This window comes from Rhizobium sp. J15, from assembly GCF_002531825.1.
Lineage (GTDB): Bacteria > Pseudomonadota > Alphaproteobacteria > Rhizobiales > Rhizobiaceae > Rhizobium.
In genome coordinates, this window is record NZ_NWSX01000007.1 from 14,670 (window position 1) to 34,372 (window position 19,703).

Sequence of the window (19,703 nt, forward strand, 5' to 3'; positions counted from 1 at the left end):
ACAACACCTAATCGAAAAACGATACAGTTCAACTGTCCCGCTGCAAAACTTCCTGCACATAGAATTTGTCAGCAAGGTGTTGTGCGAGCCGATCTCCGTCGGGGTCCCGGCTGAACTCCCGCGATATCTCCGAATAACGCTGGAACGCGTTGCTGAGAAAAGATTGCACCAGCATCGGCGGCAGCCCCTCTCCCATTTCCCGCGTCTGCTTCTTGACCTGTACGAGATCGAGTATCGCCGTGCGAAGGTCGGGAGAGATCGAGATCGTCTCGAGGCATTCCAGCATATTCATTGGCGGCAGCGCCTGAAACGAACGTTGCCGCATCCATTCGAGCGCGATGGCCGGGCGCACGGCATAAAGGAGCTTCTTCAGCCTGATCGCTCCCTCCCCCTGACTCTGAAAATGCTGCCGCAGGAGCCCGACATAGTGGGCCGCGACCTTTTCCGGCACCATGATGAGATCGAGCAGCCCACCGAGGCGCGAACGAAAGCCGACTTCCTCTTCGTAAGCGATCGGCGATTTCAGCCATTCGACCATGACCGCGTTTCCCTTGAGCGCAAGCCGCAACGCCTTTCGCAGATCCCAACCGCCCGTATCGATGTCGCCAACGATCGGAAACTCGATGACATCGCGCGCCGCAACAAGCGCGAGATGATGCTCGACGGGGCGGATATAGACGAAGCGGCAGTCATAATCGCTGTCGGGAGAGGGAAAACCCCAGGCGCGGCTGCCGCTTTCAATCGCAAACCCGATGCGAATGCCCTGCTCGCGCACCGCGGTGAGCCGCGACCGGATCTCTCTGACGGCTTCCGGATCGAAACCGTCTATTGCGCCATCGGCAGCCACGCGGATCAAACCCGGCGCTCGACCATCATCTTCTTGATTTCGGCGATCGCCTTGGCCGGGTTGAGGCCCTTCGGGCAGGTCTGCGCGCAGTTCATGATCGTGTGGCAGCGATAGAGGCGGAACGGATCCTCGAGATTGTCGAGCCGCTCGCCGGTCGCCTCGTCTCGGCTGTCGATGAGCCAGCGATAGGCCTGCAGCAGAACGGCCGGGCCGAGGTAACGGTCGCCGTTCCACCAGTAGCTCGGACAGGATGTCGAGCAGCAGGCGCAGAGAATGCATTCATAGAGGCCGTCGAGCTTCTGCCGGTCCTCGTGGCTCTGCTTCCATTCCTTGGCCGGCGTCGGCGACACCGTCTTCAGCCAGGGCTCGATCGAGCGATGCTGGGCGTAGAAGTTGCTGAGATCGGGCACCAGGTCCTTGACGACGGGCATATGCGGCAGCGGATAGACCTTCACCGCGCCCTTGATATCGTCGAGACCTTTGGTGCAGGCCAGCGTGTTCGTGCCGTCGATATTCATCGCGCAGGAACCGCAGATGCCCTCGCGACAGGAGCGGCGCAAGGTCAGCGTCGGATCGATCTTGTTCTTGATGTAGAGCAGACCGTCGAGCACCATCGGGCCGCAATCGTCGACATCGATGTAGAAAGTGTCGATCGACGGGTTCTGGCCATCGTCCGGGCTCCAGCGGTAGACGCGGAATTCGCGGGTGTTCGTCGCACCCGCCGGCTTCGGCCACACCTTGCCTTCGCGCATCTGAGAGTTCTTGGGGAGAGCGAGTTCAACCATGATAGGTTCCTCTTGAAATCAGTATACGCGAGCTTTTGGCTCGATCTTGTGCGGATCGATGCCTTCCGCGATCAGCTCGGTGTGAACTGGCCGGTAATCGAGTTTCACGTCGCCCGCCTCGTTCACCCAGGCAAGCGTATGCTTGCGCCAGTTGACATCGTCGCGGCCAGCGAATGCGCCCTCGGTATAATCCTCGCGGGCATGCGAACCGCGGCTCTCCTTGCGGGCCTCGGCGCCGTAGATCGTGGTGATGGCGTTTGCCATCAGGTTCTGCAGCTCGAGCGTTTCCACGAGGTCCGAGTTCCAGACCATCGAACGGTCGGTGACCTTGATGTCGCGCATTTCCTGCCAGATCGCCGAGATGCGGCGGCAGCCGGATTCCAGCGATTCCTGCGTGCGGAACACGGCGGCGTCTTCCTGCATGGCGCGCTGCATCTTCTCGCGCAGGTCAGCCGTCGGCGTACCGCCGCTGGCGTAGCGTAGGCCGTCGAAGCGCTCCATGATCTTGTCGCAGGCCGCGACGTTGAGATGCGGGACCGGCGCCGCACGGTCGATGACCTCGCCGGCGCGGATCGCGGCGGCGCGGCCGAAGACCACGAGGTCGATCAGCGAGTTGGAGCCGAGGCGGTTGGCGCCGTGCACCGAGGCGCAGCCTGCCTCGCCCACCGCCATCAGGCCGGGGATGATCCGCTCCGGATTGGCGCCGTCGGCGTTCAGCACTTCGCCCCAGTAGTTCGTGGGAATGCCGCCCATATTGTAGTGAACGGTCGGCAGAACAGGGATCGGCTCGCGCGTGACGTCGACGCCGGCGAAGATCTTGGCGCTCTCGGAAATGCCCGGCAGCCGTTCATGCAGAACGGCCGGATCGAGATGGTCGAGATGCAGGAAGATGTGGTCCTTGTTCTTGCCGACGCCGCGGCCTTCGCGAATTTCCAGCGTCATGCAGCGCGAAACGACGTCGCGCGAGGCAAGGTCCTTGGCCGAAGGCGCGTAGCGCTCCATGAAGCGTTCGCCCTCGGAGTTGACGAGGTAACCGCCTTCGCCGCGCGCGCCTTCGGTGATCAGACAGCCCGATCCGTAGATGCCGGTCGGATGGAACTGCACGAATTCCATGTCCTGCAGCGGCAGGCCGGCGCGCGCCACCATGCCGCCGCCGTCGCCGGTGCAGGTATGGGCCGAGGTCGCCGAGAAATAGGCGCGGCCGTAGCCGCCGGTCGCCAGCACCACCATCTTGGCGGCGAAGCGATGGATCGTGCCGTCATCGAGGCACCAGGCGACGACGCCGGTGCAGCGGCTGCCGTCTTCCGACATGATCAGGTCGAGCGCGAAATACTCGATGAAGAATTCGGCGTTGTGACGCAGCGACTGGCCGTAGAGCGTGTGCAGGATGGCGTGGCCGGTGCGGTCGGCGACGGCGCAGGTGCGCTGCACCGGCGGGCCTTCGCCGTAATTCTGCATGTGGCCGCCGAACGGGCGCTGGTAGATCTTGCCTTCCTCGTTGCGCGAGAACGGCACGCCGTAATGTTCCAGCTCATAGACCGCCTTCGGCGCTTCCATGGTCAGATACTGCATGGCGTCGACGTCGCCGAGCCAGTCGGAGCCCTTGACGGTGTCGTAAAGGTGCCACTGCCAGCTGTCGGGCGTCATGTTGCGCAGCGAGGCGGCGATGCCGCCCTGTGCTGCGACCGTGTGCGAGCGGGTCGGGAAAACCTTGGTGATGCAGGCGGTGCGGAAACCCTGCTCGGCCATGCCGAGCGTGGCGCGCAGACCGGCGCCGCCGGCGCCGACGACGATCACGTCATAGGAGTGATCGACATATTGGTAGGCCTTGCCATTCTGGGCGGGTGAAGTCGGTGCCATAGCGAGCTTATCCTACGAATGCGATTTTCAGAATGGCGAAGAGACAGAGGCCGGCGATCACGATCGCGAAGAACGTGTTCAGCATCAAGAGTGCGATCTTGCCGAACTCGCCATGCACGTAATCCTCGATGATGACCTGCATGCCGAGCTTCATATGGATGACGCCGGAGATTACCATCAAGCCCATGACGACGGCGACGAAGGGGTTCGACAGGGCGCGAACCACATCCGCATAGGGCGCACCGGCATAGGCGATCATGAAGATGACGAAGAAGAGGATCAGCGGAATGTTGGCGACTGCGGTCAGCCGCTGACGCCAGAAATGGCTCGTGCCTTCCTTGGCGGAGCCGAGCCCGCGAACCTTGCCGAGGGGGGTGCGCATATCCATGAGAGGACCTTCAGAAACGAATGAGGATGCCGATCACCCAGACCAGTACGGTCAGACAGAGCGACCCGATGACGTTGGCGATGGCGAGCTTGGTCGAGACTTCCTTCTCGAAACCATAGCCGAGGTCCCACATGAGATGGCGGAAACCGCCGAGCATGTGGTGCAGCAATGCCCAGGTGTAGCCGAGCAGCACGAGCTTGCCGAGAAGGCTGCCGAGCACCCAGTTGGCCCAATCATACGACGCTTGGCCGCTTGCCGCCGCGATCAGCCACCAGGCGACGAGCAGCGTGCCGACATAGAGCGCACCGCCGGTAATGCGGTGGACGATGGACATGACCATGGTGGGAATAAGCTTGTAGACTTGCAAATGCGGCGACAGGGGCCGGTTATTTGTCACGTTCGCCATCAGAACCTCGCGGCGGCTTCTCTGCGCTCCCGGATTTCGGAGCATGCTCAGTCAACCACACGAATGACAAAATTCTCTGTGTGCGTTGCATCAATTGCGACGTTTACTCACCGGAAAGCCCGACGACAAGCACAATCGCTGTCTGCTTTTAATTTAATCGATTCGGGTTACCGGGAAGTTTGCGGGCTACCGAAACTGGGCTTTCGCGCTCAATATTTAAGCCGCTCCTCCCGGATGAATGGACAAGCCGCGGCTTTTGGCGCAATCTGGCGTTAACGATTTGTTAACGGTTGGATTTTCGGAGTCCGGCGCCCATGTTCCGCAGTCTGTCCGCAGTCACCCTGCTTGCGCTAGCCGCGCTTACCGCGCTCCCCGCCACAGCAGGCGAGCGCCGTCATGACTATCGCTTTACCGGCCATCGCCATACGCTTCACAACGGGCTGTTTCTCGGCGAACGGGCGAGCTGGCGCGATCGCGGCATCCATTTCCGCCATGCTTACGGCCATCGGCCCGGCAGGAACAGGATGCCGACACTGACGCGTTTCTCGTCGGGGACGACACATCGCACGGCGCGCAGTCTCGTCATTTTCGCACCGCAAGCGCCGGGTTGGGATGGCGGCGGCACCTATTCCGGCTCCACCTATGTCTATCAGGTCGATGGCGGAACCTATGTCGGCGGCAATGGCTACGGGTTCTATCCGGCGGCGCGGCCGGAGCCGCTGATGCCGAAGGCGAAGGTCATCGACGTCGCCGTGCAGGACGACCCCTGCAGCTACGAGGCGAATGTCTGCGTCATCCGCCCGTAGAGCTCAAGTGAAACGCCAGACCGTCGTCTTCTTGATTTCGCTGTCCTCCAGCGCCCGCGTCACCGGCACCTGATAGACCGCGCGGAATTCCAGCCGCTCCCGCGGCAGGTAGCTTCGGCCTGGGTCACCGACCAGAACCAATGTGCCCTGCTGCGCCAGCCGGGAGAACCAGGGGATGAGCGCGTCGGCGAAAGTGCGGTCGTAAAAGACATCGCCGGCAAGCAGGATATCCACCTCGACGGCCTCTCCGATCAGATCGACGCCGGTGAATCCGAGGGGAACGCGATTGACCTCCGCGTTCAGCCGGATCGCCGTCTCCGCCCAGGGATCGATATCGCTGGCCATGACCTCCCGGGCACCTGCCATCATCGCCGCGACGCCGACAAGGCCGGAACCGCTGGCAAAATCAAGCACGCGCTCGCCCCGCACCGTTTCCGGATGATCGAGGATGTAGCGCGCCAATCCCTGCCCGCCCGCCCAGGCGAAAGCCCAGAAGGGCGGCGGCAGGCCGATCGCCTCCAACTCCTCCTCCGTCTTCAGCCAGAGTTCATGCGCCTCGCTCGCGAGATGGAGTGAAATCTCCGGCACGTGCGGCGGCGCCATCACGCTGGTATTGGCGCGGATGAAGGCTTCGGGATCGGTTTTCAACGCGGCGGATTATCCAGCCCGCCCATCCGGCAGACTTCGGCCCATTCGTCATCGGTCACCGGCTGCACGGAAAGACGCATGGAGGTGACGAGCGACATCTTGGCGAGTTTCTCGCTCGCCTTCACATCCTTCAGCGTCACCGGCTTCGGCATGTCCATGACGGCGCGGATATCGACGCAATCCCACTTCGGATCGCCCTTGGCGGTGGAATCGGGATGCGACAAAGCGCAGACCTCGACGATGCCGACGATCTCCAACCCATCATTGGAGTGGTAGAAGAAACCCTTGTCGCCGATCTGCATCGCCCGCATGTTGTTGCGCGCCAGATAGTTGCGAACGCCGGTCCATTCCGTACCCTTTTCGCCGGCAGCCTTCTGCTGCTCCCAGGACCAGGAGGCGGGTTCGGATTTATAGAGCCAGTGCGCCATGCTTACGCCTCCGGCTTGTTGAAGACCCAGTTATAGGCCTTGACCTCGACGCTTTCGAACAGCCCGGCCTGAGCGTAAGGGTCGGCATCGGCGAGCGCACGCGCCGCCTCTTTCGATTCCGCTTCCACGATGATCAGGCTGCCGCAGGGCTTACCCTCGTCATCGAGAAACGGACCGGCGATCTTCAGCGTGCCCTTGGCATTCAGCCTGTTTAGATATTCGAGATGCGTCGGCCGCGTGTCCATGCGCACGTCCAAATGTCCCGGCTTGTCCTTGCAGAGCAGGGCGAAAAGCATGTCTGTTCTCCTATTCGGTGGTGATGGGACGCGTCATCAACTGCTCGATGGCGTCCGATATATCGAGCTTGCCGTCGATGATGGCGGAAATGGCGTCGGTGATCGGCATGCTGATCGAAAGCTCCGCGGCAAGCCGGGAGGCGACGGAGGCGGCAAGCGCGCCTTCCACCAGTACCCCTTGCAGGGGATCGACCTTTTCGCCGCGCCCGAGCGCGATGCCGAAGCGCAGGTTGCGCGATTGATGGCTCGTTCCCGTCAGCACCAGATCGCCGAGGCCGGAAAGCCCGCGCACCGTATCCGCCTTCCCGCCCTTAGCAACGACGAAGCGTGACATTTCCGCAAGCCCGCGCGCAATCAGCGCCGCACGCGCCGAATCGCCGATACCGCCGCCTTCGACGATGCCGCAGGCGATCGCCAGCACATTCTTGAGAGCGCCGCCGAGCTGTACGCCGATCCGGTCATCGGAAGCATAGAGCCGGAAGGTCCGACCGGAGATCGCCTGCGCCAGCCGCTCCGCGGTCTCCATGTCGGCAGCCGCGATCGCCATCGCCGTCGGCAGGCCTTTGGCGATGTCAGCGGCGAAGCCCGGGCCGGAAAGCACGGCGACCGGATGGTCGGGCAGTTCCCGTTCCAGCATGTCGGTCAGAAGATTGCCGGTTGCCCGCTCGATGCCCTTGGCGCAGCTGACGACGACGGCATCCTTGGAGAGATAAGGGCCATATTGCCGCGCGGCGTCGGCCTGGGCTTGCGAGGGCATGGCAAAGAGCACGATGGAGGCCCCGGTGATCGCATCCGCCTCGGCCGAAAATTCCAGCGACTCGGGCAGCGGGATACCGGGCAGCACCGCGTCATGCAGCCGTTCGGCCTTCAGGTCGGCGATCAGCGACGGATCGCGCCCGACGAGCGTCACCGCGCTTCGCCCGGTAAGAGCGATAACGGCGGCGAGCGCCGTGCCGAAAGCCCCTGATCCGACGACGGCGATCTTTTCGCTCATGCCTTGGCCCCTCTTTTTCCGAAACCGATCAGCGTCTCCGCCTTGGAATCGAGCGGCCAGCGCGAACGCGGCTGCACGTCGAGCGCATCAGGCGCTGCACCTGTCGCCATGCGCTCCAGTCCCGCCCAGGCGATCATCACGGCATTATCGGTGCAGAGGCTGAGCGGCGGCGCGATGAAGCGGAAGCCGTTCTTGTCGCAGAGCGCCTGCAGCGTGCCGCGCAGTTCGAGATTGGCGGCGACACCGCCGGCAACGACGAGCGCCGGCTTCTCGCCGGCAACAGGAAATTCCGTCTTGAACCGCTGCAGGCCGCGGCCGATGCGGTCCTTCAGCGTGCGTGAAATCGCCTTCTGGAACGAGGCGCAGATATCCGCGACGTCCTGATCGCTGAGCGGCGCGATCTCCTGTGCCGCCTGCCGCACCGCCGTCTTCAGGCCGGAGAAGGAGAAATCGAGCCGTGCCTCGCCGACGAGCGGGCGCGGAAAAGCGAAACGATCAGGATTGCCGTCCCGCGCCATCCGCTCCACCGCCGGGCCGCCGGGATAGGGCAGGCCGAGCAGCTTTGCCGTCTTGTCGAAGGCTTCGCCGAGCGCATCGTCGATCGTCGTGCCCCAGCGCTCATACTGCCCGACGTCGCGCACGAGGATCAATTGCGTATGGCCGCCGGAAACGAGCAGCATCAGATAGGGAAAGGTGAGACCATCCGTCAGCCGCGCCGTCAGCGCATGACCTTCGAGATGGTTGACCGCATAGAGCGGCTTGCCGGCGGCTCTCGCGATCGCCTTGCCGGTCATCAACCCCACAAGCAGCCCGCCAATCAACCCTGGCCCTGATGTGGCGGCGATGGCGTCGACATCACCAAGCGACACATTGGCGCGCGCCAGGGCCTGCTCGATCAGCTCGTCCAGCGCCTCGACATGGGCGCGCGCGGCGATCTCTGGCACCACGCCGCCATAGGCGCTGTGCTCATCGAGCTGGGAAAGCACGACGTCGGAGAGTATCCTGGAATGCCCCTCCGCATCGCGCTCGACGACCGCCGCGGCGGTCTCGTCGCAGCTCGTTTCGATGCCAAGGATGCGCAGAAAGGGAACCATAAGGCCTGTTCGTTGATTGCGATGGGGCCGAAACCCGTTTACGAGAACTCCGGTAACAACGGAACAGAGCGGATGCAAACAAAACCTTTCCGGATCGGCACGCGAGGCAGCCCGCTGGCGCTTGCCCAGGCGCATGAGGCCCGCGACAGGCTGATGGCGGCGCACCACCTGCCCGAGGAGATGTTCGAGATCGTCGTGCTGACGACCAGGGGCGACCGCATCACCGACCGGTCGCTCGCCGAGATCGGCGGCAAGGGCCTGTTCACCGAAGAGCTCGAACAGAAGCTTGCCGCGGGCGAGCTGGATTTCGCCGTGCACTCCGCCAAGGACATGCCGACGAAGCTGCCCGACGGCCTTCATCTCTCCGCCTACCTTCCGCGCGAAGATATCCGCGACGCCGTCATCGGCCGCACCGCGCCCAAGCTGATCGACCTGCCGCATGGCGCAACCGTCGGCTCCTCGTCGCTGCGCCGCCAGGCGCTGATCCGCCGCATGCGGCCCGACATCAAGGTTATCACCTTTCGCGGTCTGGTCGAAACGCGCCTGCGCAAGCTGGAAGAGGGTCAGGTGGATGCGACGCTGCTGGCGCTTGCCGGCCTGAAACGGCTGGGGAAGGTCGAGGTGCTGACCGATATTCTCGACCCAGACACCTTCCCGCCGGCGCCGGCGCAGGGAGCGATCTGCATCGAAAGCCGCATCGGCGACACCAGGACCGACGATCTGCTGGCGGCTGTCAACGATGCGCCGACCTTCGACACCGTCTCCTGCGAACGCGCCTTTCTCGCCGCTCTCGACGGCTCCTGCCGCACGCCGATCGGCGGTTACGCCGTCTGCGAAGGCGACCTCATCCGCTTTTCCGGCCTCATCATCACGCCAGACGGCCGCAGCCAGCATGCCGTGACGATCGACGGCCACCGCCGCGATGCGGCCGCCCTCGGCACCCGCGCCGGCCAGGACGTGCGCGCCAGGGCCGGCAGCGCCTTCTTCGACGACTGGCACTGAAGCGACCATGCGCGTGCTCGTCACCCGCCCCGCGCATTCGGCCGAGAAAACCGCTCGACGTCTGCGCGATATGGGCCACGAGCCGCTGCTGCTGCCATTGCGCCAGCCATTGCATGACAGCCTCGCCGCCGCGCGCGCACTTGCAGCCGGCAGCGGCCCGATCGCCGTGACCAGCGCCGAAGCGCTCAGGGTCGTTTCCGCTCTCGGCGAGACGCTTCGCCCTCATCTTGCCCGCCCGCTTTTTGCGGTCGGCGAGGCGACGGCGAAAGAAGCCGAAAGCCTCGGTTTCCGATCGGTCTCCTCCTCCTCCGGCAACGGCCGCGATCTCGCCGATCTGATCGCGGCGCAAGGTGCGGACGGCTTGCTCTACCTTGCCGGCCTGCCGCGGGCGGAAACCTTCGAGCAGGGATTGCGCGATCTCGGCATCCGCTTTTCCGTCGCCGAATGTTATCGCATGCAGCCGGCCGCCCCCGGCCCCGCCGCGATCGAAGCGCTTTTTTCGGGCGGCCGGCCCGAAGCCATTCTGTTCTATTCCCGGCAGACGGCCGACGATTTCTTTCATCTGCCCGATCTCCGGGCGGCCTTGCCGGAAGCCGGAGAAATCCGCCTTCTCTGCCTCAGCGAGGCGGTGGCGCAGGCCATTCCGGTGGCTCTGAAAGACAAGGTGACGATTGCGCCGATGCCGGATGAGAAAAGTCTTTTGTCGCTGCTTTGAATGCTTTAGCCGCCCAAATTTGATCTAACCTCTTCCCTTAACTGGCATCACTGTCTAGTTTCGTTGCAATGCAGGATAAAGAGGACCTCATGGTATCGGGAAATCCGCCACGCCATTCCAAGAGCCCCGACGAGCCGGTCACGATCGACCTCGATTCTCAGGATTTCGCCTCTGCTGACGATACCGAAAAGTCGGTGGAGAAGGATGCCGGCGACGCGGACAGCACCACCGCAGATCTGGCTGCGCCGCCCGAAACGGATCCCCCACCGCCGGCCGAACATGAAGACGAGCCCGTAATGGATGCGCGGGAGGAAGAGCCGGCAGCACCGGAGCCTGCCTTCACGCCCCCTCCTGAACAGCCGGCACCGCGGGGCGGCACCTCGGGCCTCATCGCCGCCGGCATCTTCGGCGGCCTTGTCGCTCTGCTCGGTGCAGGCGCCATTCAATATGCCGGCTACTTCCCGGGCTCTTCCTCGCAACAGGCCTCCTCGGCGGAAACTGCCAATCTTTCCGGCGAGATCGACGGGCTGAAGCAGGCCGTCGCCAATCTCGCCGCCAACCCGGCGAGCACGGATGACGCGGCGCTTGAACAGCGCATCGCCGCGCTGGAAACGGCGGCCAAGGCTCCCGCGGCCGGTGCGTCGGCCGATTCGGCCAATGTCGATGCGCTCAACCAGAAGATTGCGGAGCTCAGCGGTCAGGTCGATCAGCTGCGTTCGATGCTCGCCCAGTCCTCCGAACAGCAGACGAGCAGCGACGCCGATATCGCCAAGCGCCTTGCCGAGGCCGAGAAGAAGCTCAACGAGCCGCGCGAGGATGTCGCCGTCGCCCGGGCTATCGCGGCCGCCGCCCTCAAGGCGGCGATCGATCGCGGCGGCCCCTTCCTTGCCGAGCTCGATACTTTCGCCGGCGTCGCGCCCGACGATCCTGCCGTCGCCGACCTGCGCGCCTTTGCCGAGACAGGCATTCCCTCGCGCGCCGAGCTGATGCGTCAGGCCCCCGACGTTGCGACCGCGATCGTCGAAGCCGTCAACCAGCCGGATCCGAACCAGAGCTGGTCGGACCGCCTGATGGCCAGCGCGAAATCGCTGGTGACCGTTCGTCCCGTCGGCAATATCGAGGGCGAGAGCGTGGAAGCGATCGCCGCCCGCATGGAGGACAAGGTGAAGAACGGCGACCTGCCCGGCGCGTCTTCCGAATGGAACAACCTGCCCGCTCCCGCCAAGCAGGCCTCCGCCGCCTTCAAGCAGTCGCTGGAAGCGCGTATCCGCGTCGAGGAACTGGTCGGCGGGGCACTGTCGAAGGCCGTCACCGGCACCGGCAAGGAGGGCTGAGACCATGATCAGACTCGTCGTTTTCGCCGTCCTGGTGCTGCTTCTCGCCTATGGCTTCTCCTGGTTCGCCGATCGTCCCGGCGACATCTCGCTGATCTGGGAAGGCCAGATCTATCAGACGAAGCTGATCGTCGCCGTCAGCGCGATCATCGCTCTCATCGCCGCCGTGATGATCGTCTGGTGGTTCGTTCGCCTGATCTGGACCTCGCCGCATTCCGTGACCCGCTATTTCCGCGCCCGCAAGCGCGACCGCGGCTATCAGGCGCTGTCGACCGGCCTGATTGCCGCCGGCGCCGGCAACGCACTCCTCGCGCGCAAGATGGCCGCCCGCTCGCGCGGCCTCATCCGCGCCGACCAGGAGCCGCTGATCAATTTGTTGGAGGCCCAGGCTGCGCTCATCGAAGGCCGCCATGACGAGGCGCGCGCCAAGTTCGAGGCCATGGCCAACGATCCCGAGACGCGCGAGCTCGGCCTGCGCGGCCTCTATCTGGAAGCCCGCCGCCTCGGCGCCAACGAGGCCGCCCGCCAATATGCCGAGAAGGCCGCCGACAACGCGCCTTACCTGCCCTGGGCCGCGCAGGCGACGCTCGAATATCGCAGCCAGGCCGGCCGCTGGGACGATGCGATCCGCCTGCTCGAACAGCAGAAGGCCGCCCGCGTCGTCGAAAAGACCGAAGCCAACCGCCTGCATGCCGTCCTCCTGACGGCGCGCGCCGACGAGAAGCTGGAAGGCAACCCGGCCGGCGCCCGCGACGACGCCCTGCAGGCGCTGAAGCTCGCCGCCGACTTCATTCCGGCCGCCCTCATCGCCGCCAAGGCTCTCTTCCGCGAAGGCGGCTTGCGCAAGGCCGCCTCGATCCTCGAACAGGCCTGGAAATCGGCGCCTCATCCCGAGATCGGCCGCACCTATGTCAAGGCGCGCAGCGGCGACTCCACCCTCGACCGGCTGAAGCGGGCCGAGCGGCTGGAAGGAATGCGTCCGAACAATGTCGAATCCCTTCTCGTCGTCGCGCAGGCCGCTCTCGACGCGCAGGAATTCGCCAAGGCCCGCGCCAAGGCGGAAGCGGCCGCGCGCATGGAGCCGCGCGAAGCCGCCTTCCTGCTGCTGGCCGATATCGAGGAAGCCGAAACCGGCGACCAGGGCCGCGTGCGCCACTGGCTCGCCCAGGCGCTGAAAGCCCCGCGCGATCCGGCCTGGGTGGCCGACGGCTTCGTATCGGACAAATGGCTGCCGGTATCGCCGGTGACCGGTCGCATCGACGCCTTCGAATGGAAAGCACCCTTCGGCCAGATCGAAGGTCCGCTCGAAGATGGCTCGGCTCCGGCTTCGATCGAAACCGCGCTGAAGACGCTGCCGCCGCTGCGTGACGTCAAGCCGGAAAGCCCGGTCAACGACCATCGCATCATCGAGCTCGAACGCGCGGCAACCATTGCCGAGGCCGTCCGGCCGGCTCCGGCGCCCGCCAAGCCAAAACCCGAGCCGGCCGCCGGCGATAGGGCGCCTTCACTGAGCGAGGGCAAGCCCTTCTTCGGTGGATTGCCCGACGATCCGGGCGTTCGCGATCCCAGGGTGGAACCGGAATCCAGGACACGGCTCCGCCTTTTCTGAAATGGAACGACAACCGCATGTTCGAACGCTTCCAGGCCTTCTTCCACAATCTGACCTCCGATCACGCCAGGAAGGGCTTTGCCCCTGACGATCCGCGCATCGCGGTGGCCGCGCTTTGCATGCAGGTCATGGAAGCCGACGGCCAGATCAAGGCCAGCGAGAAGAAACGGCTGCGCAAGCTGTTGAAGGAGCAATATGCGCTCGACGGCAAGCAGCTCGACGCCCTGATGGCCGCCGGCCTGGAGGCCGAAAGCACCGCGGTCGATTATTATCGCTTCACCTCCGATCTCAAGCGCCACCTCAACACGGAGCAGCGGCTGGAGCTGATCGGCGTCCTCTGGGACATCGTCTATGCCGATGGCGAGCGCAGCGAGATGGAAGACCATGTGATCTGGCGGATCGCCGACCTGCTCGGCGTCTCCTCGCGCGAGCGCATCCAGAAGCGGCAGGAGGCCGCCGCCAGGGTGACCGATGTCCAGGTTCTGCAAGATGACAGCGACTGAGCGAAATCCGGACCGCGACCGGCGACCCATCCTCATCGTCCTGCATCAGGAGCGGTCGAGCCCCGGCCGCGTCGGCCAGCTGCTCGTCGAAAAGGGCTATCGCCTCGATATAAGACGCCCGGTCCTCGGCGAACCGCTTCCGGCGACGCTTGCCGATCATGCCGGCGTCGTCGTCTTCGGCGGGCCGATGAGCGCCAATGATCCCGATGACTTCATCAAGAAAGAAATCGACTGGATCCAAATTCCGCTGCGGGAAAAACGGCCCTATCTCGGCATCTGCCTCGGCGCGCAGATGCTGGTCCATCAGCTCGGCGGCAAGGTGCAGCCGAATGCCGACGGCTCGACGGAGATCGGCTGGTATCCGCTGAGGCCGACGGAGAGAGGCCGGCTGCTGATGCACTGGCCGAAGATGGTCTATCATTTCCATCGCGAAGGCTTCGCGCTGCCGCACGGCGCCGATCTCCTGGCCGAAGGCGATGCCTATCCGAACCAGGCCTTCCGCTACGACGGCAATGCCTGGGGCTTGCAGTTCCATGCCGAACTCACCCGGGTGATGATGCATCGCTGGGTCGTGCACGGCGCGCACCGCTTCATCCTGCCGAACGCCCAGCAGGGCCGCGAACATCTCGAAGGCCGCATGCTGTTCGACGCGCCGCTGAGAGCCTGGCTGACCGAATTTCTCGATATCGTCTTCGAAGGCAAGACGGCGAAAGCGGTCTCGCCGACCACGCTTTCCGCATAGATCGCCGCGGACAGGCAGCTGCGCCCTATGCCGACGCGCTGGGCGCGTCGAGCGTATCGATCCGGCGTAATTTCGGGAAACTCGAAGCCCAGATCGCCGCGACAACAAGCGTTCCGATCCCGCCGATGACGACTGCCGGCACCGCGCCGAAGATCGATGCCATCGTGCCTGCCCTGAATTCACCGAGCTCGTTCGAGGCGCCGACGAAGACCATGTTGACCGCATTGACCCGGCCGCGCAGGTGATCCGGCGTCCAGAGCGCGATCAGGCTCTCACGCACATAGACCGATATCATGTCGGCCGCCCCCATCAGGGCGAGTGCGGCGATGGAGACTTCGGTGTTGGTCGAAACGCCGAAGATGATGGTTCCGACACCGAACAGGGCGACGCCGATGAACATATAGAGGCCGGCGCGGTGCTTCAGCGGATAGGCGGCCAGGAAGACCGCCATGACGATGGCGCCGAGCCCGGGTGCGGCGCGCAGCAATCCGAGGCCCCAGGGCCCAAGCGTCAGGATATCGCGGGCGAATATCGGCATCAGGGCGGTGGCGCCGCCAAGCAGCACGGCGAAAAGATCAAGCGAGATCGCGCCGAACACAACCTTCTCGGCGCGGATGAAACTGAAGCCGCCGAGGATCATCGCCCAGCTCTTCGCCTCGCCCGTCGTCTTCTGTTCCGGCTTCGGGATCATGTAGAGAAGAGCAGCGCCAAGAATGGAAAAGACCACCGCCACCGTATAGGCGGTCGTGGCGCTGATGCCATAGAGCAGACCGCCGAGCACCGGTCCGGTGATCGCCGCCAGTTGCCAGGACGAGGAATTCCAGGCGATCGCGTTGGAAAGCGCATGCTCCGGCACGAGATTGGGCGCGAGAGACTGCACCGCCGGCGACATGAAGGCGCGTTCGATGCCGAAGATCAGCAGCACCGCAAAGACCGGCCAGGGCGCAAAGGTATCCGTCGCCGTCATGACGAGCAGCGCCAGCGTGCAGAGCGCGCTCACCAGCGAGCACAGCGCGGCGATGGCCCGGCGATTGTGCCGGTCGGCCACCGAGCCGGTGACAAGGATGAGCAGCAGCGACGGCAGGAACTGCACGAGGCCGATCAGACCGAGATAGATCGCCTTGCCCGTCTGGTCGTACATCTGCCAGCCGACCGCGACGCTGACGATCTGCTGCGAGAAGGAGAGCAGAAAGCGGGCAAAGAAGAAGCGGGTGTAGGACGAATGCCGGAACGCGGCAAAACGGTCTCCGGTGGGCGAAAACGACATGAGCCTTGTCCGAGGAAGCGGGCGCCGGAATGACTGCGAAGCCGCCCGTTAAACATGATCTGCCATGCGTTTCGACACGGCACTTGCCCGTTTAGTCGCCAATGTCTACATGTCTGTCAACAACCAATTGGAGACGACGATGTTTGCCTTGTTTCAAACCATTGATTTGGTTTTGAATATTTACACCTGGATACTGATTGCCAGTGCCGTTTTCTCCTGGCTCTATGCGTTCAACGTCATCAATTCCAGCAACCAGTTCGTCAATTCGGTCGGCATGTTCCTCTATAATGTCACCGAACCCGCGCTGAAGCCGATCCGTCGCCTGCTGCCCAATCTCGGCGGCATCGACATTTCCCCGATCATCCTGCTGGTGATCATTTTCTTCCTGCGCACCTTCCTTTGGACCACGCTTTACCCGCTGGTCTCTTGAGTCCTCCCTGGAGGCTGTTCGCCGATCACCTGCGCCTGGCCATTCGGCTGACGCCGAATGCCGGGCGAGACTCGCTCGACGGCATCGAGGCCGATGGCGAAGGCGGAACGCTTCTGAAGGCGCGCGTCACGGCGGTGCCGGAGAAAGGCAAGGCCAACAAGGCCCTCATCCTTCTCGTCGCAGGCTCCCTGCGTATTCCCAAATCGTCCGTCAGCCTCGTCTCCGGCGAAACCGCGCGTAAAAAAATCCTCCGGATCGACGGCGATCCAGAGGATTTGGCAAGAAAGCTCGAGGCCTCTTTTCCGGCTGAATGATCAGCCCTTCGTCGTCTTCGCACGCTCGATGGCTTCGAGGATGAGGGCGCCCGCTTCCTGGGCGCTGCCCCAGCCGTAGATCTTCACCCACTTGCCGGGCTCCAGATCCTTATAGTGCTCGAAGAAGTGCTCGATCTGCTTCAGCGTGATTTCGGGAAGGTCGGTGTAATCCTTCACCTTCTCGTAGCGCAGCGTCAGCTTCGGCGACGGTACGGCGATGATCTTCTCGTCCTTGCCGGAATTGTCTTCCATCTTCAGGACGCCGATCGGGCGCACGTTGATGACGCAGCCAGGAACCAGCGGACGGGTGCTGGCGATCAGAACGTCGATCGGGTCGCCGTCTTCGGACAGCGTATGCGGCACGAAGCCGTAATTGCCCGGATAGGTCATCGGCGTATAGAGGAAGCGGTCGACGACGAGCGTGCCGGCGTCCTTATCCATTTCATACTTGATCGGATGACCGCCGACCGGAACCTCGACGATAACGTTGACGTCTTCAGGGGGATTGTTACCGATTGAAACGGCGTCGATGCGCATACGAAACTCCTGCGAGGTTGAATTGCTCGCAGCCAGATAATCAGTTTCATGCGGCAACGCAACATTTGACATCACCAATGCGTGATGGCACCGGCGCGCAGCCACATCAAAATTCCAGCAGGAGATGAGCGAACCACCCGGGAGCGGTTCAGTTCCAGATGAAGCCGATTTTCTTCAACTGCTTGTGGTCGAAATTTTCCATGCCTTCGCAGAAATCCATGCCGCCGTGGCTGCGATAAAACCGGCTGGCATTCTCGTTGTCCTCGAGGCACCAGACGACCAGACCGTTGCAGCCGAGCGACTTCAGCAGCCGGCGCGCCTCGCCGAACAGCATCCTGCCGAGGCCGATGCCCTGATATTCCGGTCTGAGATAAAGCTCGTAGATTTCGCCTTCCTGCGGCAGCGCCCGGGCGCGGTTGAGGCCGAGCGTGGCGTAGCCGGCGACCGTTCCGGCGACATCGAGAACCAGCAGCGTCGCGGGACCGCGGGTGGCCTTACGCCACCAGTTTTCACCGCGCCGCTCGATCATTTGCGTCAGCGCACGATGCGGAATGATCCCCGCATAAGTGTGCTGCCAGGCAAGCCTGTGGGTCTCCGAAATGGCTCGGGCATCATGCGGCTCGGCCCGCCGGACATCGATCGACAACGTCTTCATAACGTTTACTTTGGTCCTGCCGGGGACAATTAACCATATGCGATGACGCATTCCGGTCGATTGCCCACAGACTTAACATGTGGACGATGGTCAAATTTTAACGCTTTTTTAACGATTGTCACAAGCCGGAATCGACGCAGCGCACAAAAAAACCCCGGCGCGAAGGCCGGGGTTTCAAAGCGTTTTTCTAGGCCCTCAGAGAGCCGCTTTGGACTTTTCGAAACGCTTACGATCGTTTGCGTCGAGATACATCTTACGCAGACGAATATTCTTCGGCGTCACTTCCATCAGCTCGTCGTCCTGGATCCAGGACAGCGCGCGATCAAGTGTCATGCGGATCGGCGGCGTCAGCTTCACCGCTTCATCCTTGCCGGCGGCGCGGATGTTGGTGAGCTGCTTGCCCTTCAGGACGTTGACCTCAAGATCGTTATCGCGCGAGTGGATGCCGATGATCATGCCGGCATAGACCTTTTCGCCTGGCTCGATGATCATCGGGCCGCGATCCTCCAGGTTGAACATCGCATAGGCGACGGCTTCGCCGGAAGCGTTAGCGAGCAGCACGCCGTTGACGCGGCCGCCGATCACACCCTTGTAGGGCTGGTAGTCGTGGAACAGGCGGTTCATGATCGCCGTGCCGCGCGTATCCGTCAGCAGCTCCGACTGGTAGCCGATCAGGCCACGGGTCGGCGCGTAGAAACGCAGGCGAAGACGATTGCCGCCCGACGGGCGCAGCTCGACCATTTCGGCCTTGCGCTCCGACATCTTCTGCACGACGACACCGGAATGTTCTTCGTCCACGTCGACGACGACTTCCTCGATCGGCTCCAGAAGCTGGCCGCTTTCATCCTTATGCATCACGACGCGCGGACGCGATACGGCAAGCTCGAAGCCTTCGCGACGCATGGTTTCGATGAGAACGGCGAGCTGAAGTTCGCCGCGGCCGGACACGTAGAACGAATCCTTGCCTTCGGCTTCTTCGATCTTCAGGGCGACGTTGCCTTCGGCTTCCTTGAAGAGGCGGTCGCGGATGACGCGGCTCGTCACCTTGTCGCCTTCGGTGCCTGCCAGCGGGCTGTCGTTGACGATAAAGGACATGGTGACCGTCGGCGGATCGATCGGCTGCGCCTTCATGGCTTCCGAGACGGCCGGATCGCAGAAAGTATCGGCAACAGTACCCTTGGAGAGGCCGGCGATCGCGACGATGTCACCCGCATGCGCTTCGTCGATCGCCGTGCGCTCGATGCCGCGGAAGGCGAGGATCTTGGAGATTCGGCCGGTTTCGATCAGCTTGCCATCCTGGCCGAGAACCTTGACGGCCTGGTTCGGCTTGATCGAGCCCGAGGCGATACGGCCGGTGATGATACGGCCGAGGAAGGGGTTGGCTTCGAGGATCGTGCCGATCATGCGGAACGGGCCTTCCTCGACGGTCGGCTCCGGAACATGCTTGAGCACTAGGTCGAGAAGCGGCGCAAGACCCTCATCCTTCGGACCTTCCGGATTGACGTTCATCCAGCCGTCGCGGCCCGAACCGTAAAGGATCGGGAAGTCGAGCTGCTCATCGGTCGCGTCGAGATTGGCGAAAAGGTCGAAGACTTCGTTGATGACCTCTTCGTGGCGGCCATCGGGACGGTCGATCTTGTTAATCGCGACGATCGGGCGAAGGCCAACCTTCAGCGCCTTGGAGACGACGAATTTGGTCTGCGGCATCGGGCCTTCGGAGGAGTCGACGAGAACGATCGCGCCGTCCACCATCGAGAGAATGCGCTCGACTTCGCCGCCGAAGTCGGCGTGGCCGGGGGTGTCGACGATATTGATGCGGACACCCTTCCACTCGACCGAAGTCGCCTTGGCGAGAATGGTGATGCCGCGTTCTTTTTCGAGATCGTTCGAGTCCATCACGCGTTCGGCAACGCGCTGATTTTCGCGGAACGAGCCGGACTGCTTGAGAAGCTCATCCACCAGGGTCGTCTTGCCATGGTCAACGTGCGCGATGATCGCGATATTGCGAAGTGCCATATGTGAAATCTCTGAGGCTGCGGCGCA

The 19,703-nt window shown here is 63.3% G+C and carries 23 protein-coding genes; 9 read left to right on the forward strand and 14 right to left on the reverse strand.

From position 1 onward, the window contains the following. Positions 1–28: 28 nt before the first annotated feature. From CO670_RS07900 to sdhC, 5 genes are read right to left on the reverse strand one after another with little or no spacing between them, the layout of a single operon-like run. Positions 29–847: a nucleotidyltransferase domain-containing protein gene (locus CO670_RS07900; protein WP_245425775.1), complete on the reverse strand. Its 819-nt coding sequence runs from the start codon at positions 845–847 to the stop codon at positions 29–31. A 5-nt stretch (positions 848–852) separates the two neighbouring features. Next, positions 853–1,632, reverse strand: coding sequence for a succinate dehydrogenase iron-sulfur subunit (locus tag CO670_RS07905; RefSeq protein ID WP_004679254.1), 780 nt, complete (start codon positions 1,630–1,632; stop codon positions 853–855). A gap of 18 nt (positions 1,633–1,650) precedes the next feature. Continuing rightward, complete coding sequence (gene sdhA, locus CO670_RS07910; RefSeq protein ID WP_097589745.1) at positions 1,651–3,492, reverse strand: succinate dehydrogenase flavoprotein subunit; 1,842 nt, start codon at positions 3,490–3,492, stop codon at positions 1,651–1,653. 7 nt (positions 3,493–3,499) lie between these two features. Continuing rightward, positions 3,500–3,880 carry a succinate dehydrogenase, hydrophobic membrane anchor protein gene (gene sdhD / locus CO670_RS07915; protein ID WP_010028649.1) on the reverse strand — a complete coding sequence of 127 codons (381 nt, stop codon included), beginning with the start codon at positions 3,878–3,880 and terminating at the stop codon, positions 3,500–3,502. 10 nt (positions 3,881–3,890) lie between these two features. Beyond that, positions 3,891–4,286 carry a succinate dehydrogenase, cytochrome b556 subunit gene (sdhC, locus tag CO670_RS07920; RefSeq protein ID WP_097589746.1) on the reverse strand — a complete coding sequence of 132 codons (396 nt, stop codon included), beginning with the start codon at positions 4,284–4,286 and terminating at the stop codon, positions 3,891–3,893. Between the two features lie 314 nt (positions 4,287–4,600). Here sdhC and CO670_RS07925 point away from each other — a divergent pair, with 314 nt between their 5' ends. Then, on the forward strand, positions 4,601–5,092 hold the full coding sequence (locus CO670_RS07925) for a hypothetical protein (protein WP_097589747.1): 492 nt from the start codon (positions 4,601–4,603) through the stop codon (positions 5,090–5,092). Between the two features lie 3 nt (positions 5,093–5,095). Here CO670_RS07925 and CO670_RS07930 read toward each other — a convergent pair whose 3' ends face one another. From CO670_RS07930 to tsaD, 5 genes are read right to left on the reverse strand one after another with little or no spacing between them, the layout of a single operon-like run. After that, on the reverse strand, positions 5,096–5,740 hold the full coding sequence (locus CO670_RS07930; protein ID WP_097589748.1) for a methyltransferase: 645 nt from the start codon (positions 5,738–5,740) through the stop codon (positions 5,096–5,098). Further along, complete coding sequence (locus CO670_RS07935; protein WP_064683804.1) at positions 5,737–6,168, reverse strand: EVE domain-containing protein; 432 nt, start codon at positions 6,166–6,168, stop codon at positions 5,737–5,739. Before CO670_RS07935 ends, CO670_RS07930 begins: the two co-directional genes overlap by 4 nt. Positions 6,169–6,170: 2 nt before the next feature. Next, a complete protein-coding gene (locus CO670_RS07940; RefSeq protein WP_010005700.1) occupies positions 6,171–6,464 on the reverse strand; it encodes a YciI-like protein in 294 nt (97 codons plus the stop codon). A gap of 10 nt (positions 6,465–6,474) precedes the next feature. Beyond that, positions 6,475–7,458 (reverse strand): NAD(P)H-dependent glycerol-3-phosphate dehydrogenase, encoded by a 984-nt coding sequence (locus CO670_RS07945; RefSeq protein WP_097589749.1) that lies wholly within the window; start codon positions 7,456–7,458, stop codon positions 6,475–6,477. Next, positions 7,455–8,552, reverse strand: coding sequence for a tRNA (adenosine(37)-N6)-threonylcarbamoyltransferase complex transferase subunit TsaD (gene tsaD, locus CO670_RS07950; RefSeq protein WP_097589750.1), 1,098 nt, complete (start codon positions 8,550–8,552; stop codon positions 7,455–7,457). The genes CO670_RS07945 and tsaD overlap by 4 nt, the downstream gene beginning before the upstream one ends. A gap of 72 nt (positions 8,553–8,624) precedes the next feature. Between tsaD and hemC the strand changes: the two genes are divergently transcribed. From hemC to CO670_RS07980, 6 genes are all read left to right on the forward strand, one after another. Further along, positions 8,625–9,554: a hydroxymethylbilane synthase gene (gene hemC, locus CO670_RS07955; RefSeq protein WP_097589751.1), complete on the forward strand. Its 930-nt coding sequence runs from the start codon at positions 8,625–8,627 to the stop codon at positions 9,552–9,554. Positions 9,555–9,561: 7 nt separating this feature from the next. Then, entirely contained in the window at positions 9,562–10,269 is a 708-nt protein-coding gene (locus tag CO670_RS07960) for a uroporphyrinogen-III synthase (RefSeq protein ID WP_097589752.1), read from the forward strand. Positions 10,270–10,337: 68 nt separating this feature from the next. Then, on the forward strand, positions 10,338–11,603 hold the full coding sequence (locus tag CO670_RS07965; protein ID WP_176538893.1) for a COG4223 family protein: 1,266 nt from the start codon (positions 10,338–10,340) through the stop codon (positions 11,601–11,603). Positions 11,604–11,607: 4 nt separating this feature from the next. Continuing rightward, positions 11,608–13,212 carry a heme biosynthesis protein HemY gene (locus CO670_RS07970; protein ID WP_097589754.1) on the forward strand — a complete coding sequence of 535 codons (1,605 nt, stop codon included), beginning with the start codon at positions 11,608–11,610 and terminating at the stop codon, positions 13,210–13,212. A 17-nt stretch (positions 13,213–13,229) separates the two neighbouring features. Next, positions 13,230–13,715, forward strand: a complete 486-nt coding sequence (locus CO670_RS07975) for a TerB family tellurite resistance protein (protein WP_088677561.1) — start codon at positions 13,230–13,232, stop codon at positions 13,713–13,715. Continuing rightward, complete coding sequence (locus tag CO670_RS07980) at positions 13,702–14,457, forward strand: glutamine amidotransferase (protein ID WP_176538894.1); 756 nt, start codon at positions 13,702–13,704, stop codon at positions 14,455–14,457. Before CO670_RS07975 ends, CO670_RS07980 begins: the two co-directional genes overlap by 14 nt. A 25-nt stretch (positions 14,458–14,482) precedes the next feature. On the opposite strand, the gene CO670_RS07985 is transcribed toward CO670_RS07980, so the two are convergent. Beyond that, positions 14,483–15,724, reverse strand: a complete 1,242-nt coding sequence (locus tag CO670_RS07985; protein ID WP_097589756.1) for an MFS transporter — start codon at positions 15,722–15,724, stop codon at positions 14,483–14,485. Between the two features lie 139 nt (positions 15,725–15,863). On the opposite strand from CO670_RS07985, the gene CO670_RS07990 reads away from it, so the two are divergent. Further along, positions 15,864–16,154, forward strand: a complete 291-nt coding sequence (locus CO670_RS07990) for a YggT family protein (RefSeq protein ID WP_088677558.1) — start codon at positions 15,864–15,866, stop codon at positions 16,152–16,154. Next, positions 16,151–16,468: a DUF167 domain-containing protein gene (locus tag CO670_RS07995; protein WP_097589757.1), complete on the forward strand. Its 318-nt coding sequence runs from the start codon at positions 16,151–16,153 to the stop codon at positions 16,466–16,468. The genes CO670_RS07990 and CO670_RS07995 overlap by 4 nt, the downstream gene beginning before the upstream one ends. Here the strand turns inward: CO670_RS07995 and ppa are convergent, their stop codons facing one another. The 3 genes from ppa to typA form a co-directional block, all read right to left on the reverse strand. Then, positions 16,469–17,005: an inorganic diphosphatase gene (gene ppa / locus CO670_RS08000; protein ID WP_097589758.1), complete on the reverse strand. Its 537-nt coding sequence runs from the start codon at positions 17,003–17,005 to the stop codon at positions 16,469–16,471. It abuts the gene before it with no gap. A 148-nt stretch (positions 17,006–17,153) separates the two neighbouring features. Beyond that, a complete protein-coding gene (locus tag CO670_RS08005; RefSeq protein WP_088677555.1) occupies positions 17,154–17,660 on the reverse strand; it encodes a GNAT family N-acetyltransferase in 507 nt (168 codons plus the stop codon). Between the two features lie 195 nt (positions 17,661–17,855). Next, positions 17,856–19,676 (reverse strand): translational GTPase TypA, encoded by a 1,821-nt coding sequence (typA, locus tag CO670_RS08010; protein ID WP_097589759.1) that lies wholly within the window; start codon positions 19,674–19,676, stop codon positions 17,856–17,858. Positions 19,677–19,703 lie beyond the last annotated feature (27 nt).

Coding starts and splice junctions, on each gene's coding strand:
- CO670_RS07905 (WP_004679254.1), bottom strand. CDS start 1,632: ATGGTTGAACTCGCTCTCCCCAAGAACTCTCAGATGCGCGAAGGCAAG.
- sdhA (WP_097589745.1), bottom strand. CDS start 3,492: ATGGCACCGACTTCACCCGCCCAGAATGGCAAGGCCTACCAATATGTC.
- sdhD (WP_010028649.1), bottom strand. CDS start 3,880: ATGGATATGCGCACCCCCCTCGGCAAGGTTCGCGGGCTCGGCTCCGCC.
- sdhC (WP_097589746.1), bottom strand. CDS start 4,286: ATGGCGAACGTGACAAATAACCGGCCCCTGTCGCCGCATTTGCAAGTC.
- CO670_RS07925 (WP_097589747.1), top strand. CDS start 4,601: ATGTTCCGCAGTCTGTCCGCAGTCACCCTGCTTGCGCTAGCCGCGCTT.
- CO670_RS07935 (WP_064683804.1), bottom strand. CDS start 6,168: ATGGCGCACTGGCTCTATAAATCCGAACCCGCCTCCTGGTCCTGGGAG.
- CO670_RS07940 (WP_010005700.1), bottom strand. CDS start 6,464: ATGCTTTTCGCCCTGCTCTGCAAGGACAAGCCGGGACATTTGGACGTG.
- CO670_RS07945 (WP_097589749.1), bottom strand. CDS start 7,458: ATGAGCGAAAAGATCGCCGTCGTCGGATCAGGGGCTTTCGGCACGGCG.
- tsaD (WP_097589750.1), bottom strand. CDS start 8,552: ATGGTTCCCTTTCTGCGCATCCTTGGCATCGAAACGAGCTGCGACGAG.
- hemC (WP_097589751.1), top strand. CDS start 8,625: ATGCAAACAAAACCTTTCCGGATCGGCACGCGAGGCAGCCCGCTGGCG.
- CO670_RS07960 (WP_097589752.1), top strand. CDS start 9,562: ATGCGCGTGCTCGTCACCCGCCCCGCGCATTCGGCCGAGAAAACCGCT.
- CO670_RS07965 (WP_176538893.1), top strand. CDS start 10,338: ATGCAGGATAAAGAGGACCTCATGGTATCGGGAAATCCGCCACGCCAT.
- CO670_RS07970 (WP_097589754.1), top strand. CDS start 11,608: ATGATCAGACTCGTCGTTTTCGCCGTCCTGGTGCTGCTTCTCGCCTAT.
- CO670_RS07975 (WP_088677561.1), top strand. CDS start 13,230: ATGTTCGAACGCTTCCAGGCCTTCTTCCACAATCTGACCTCCGATCAC.
- CO670_RS07980 (WP_176538894.1), top strand. CDS start 13,702: ATGACAGCGACTGAGCGAAATCCGGACCGCGACCGGCGACCCATCCTC.
- CO670_RS07985 (WP_097589756.1), bottom strand. CDS start 15,724: ATGTCGTTTTCGCCCACCGGAGACCGTTTTGCCGCGTTCCGGCATTCG.
- CO670_RS07990 (WP_088677558.1), top strand. CDS start 15,864: ATGTTTGCCTTGTTTCAAACCATTGATTTGGTTTTGAATATTTACACC.
- ppa (WP_097589758.1), bottom strand. CDS start 17,005: ATGCGCATCGACGCCGTTTCAATCGGTAACAATCCCCCTGAAGACGTC.
- CO670_RS08005 (WP_088677555.1), bottom strand. CDS start 17,660: ATGAAGACGTTGTCGATCGATGTCCGGCGGGCCGAGCCGCATGATGCC.
- typA (WP_097589759.1), bottom strand. CDS start 19,676: ATGGCACTTCGCAATATCGCGATCATCGCGCACGTTGACCATGGCAAG.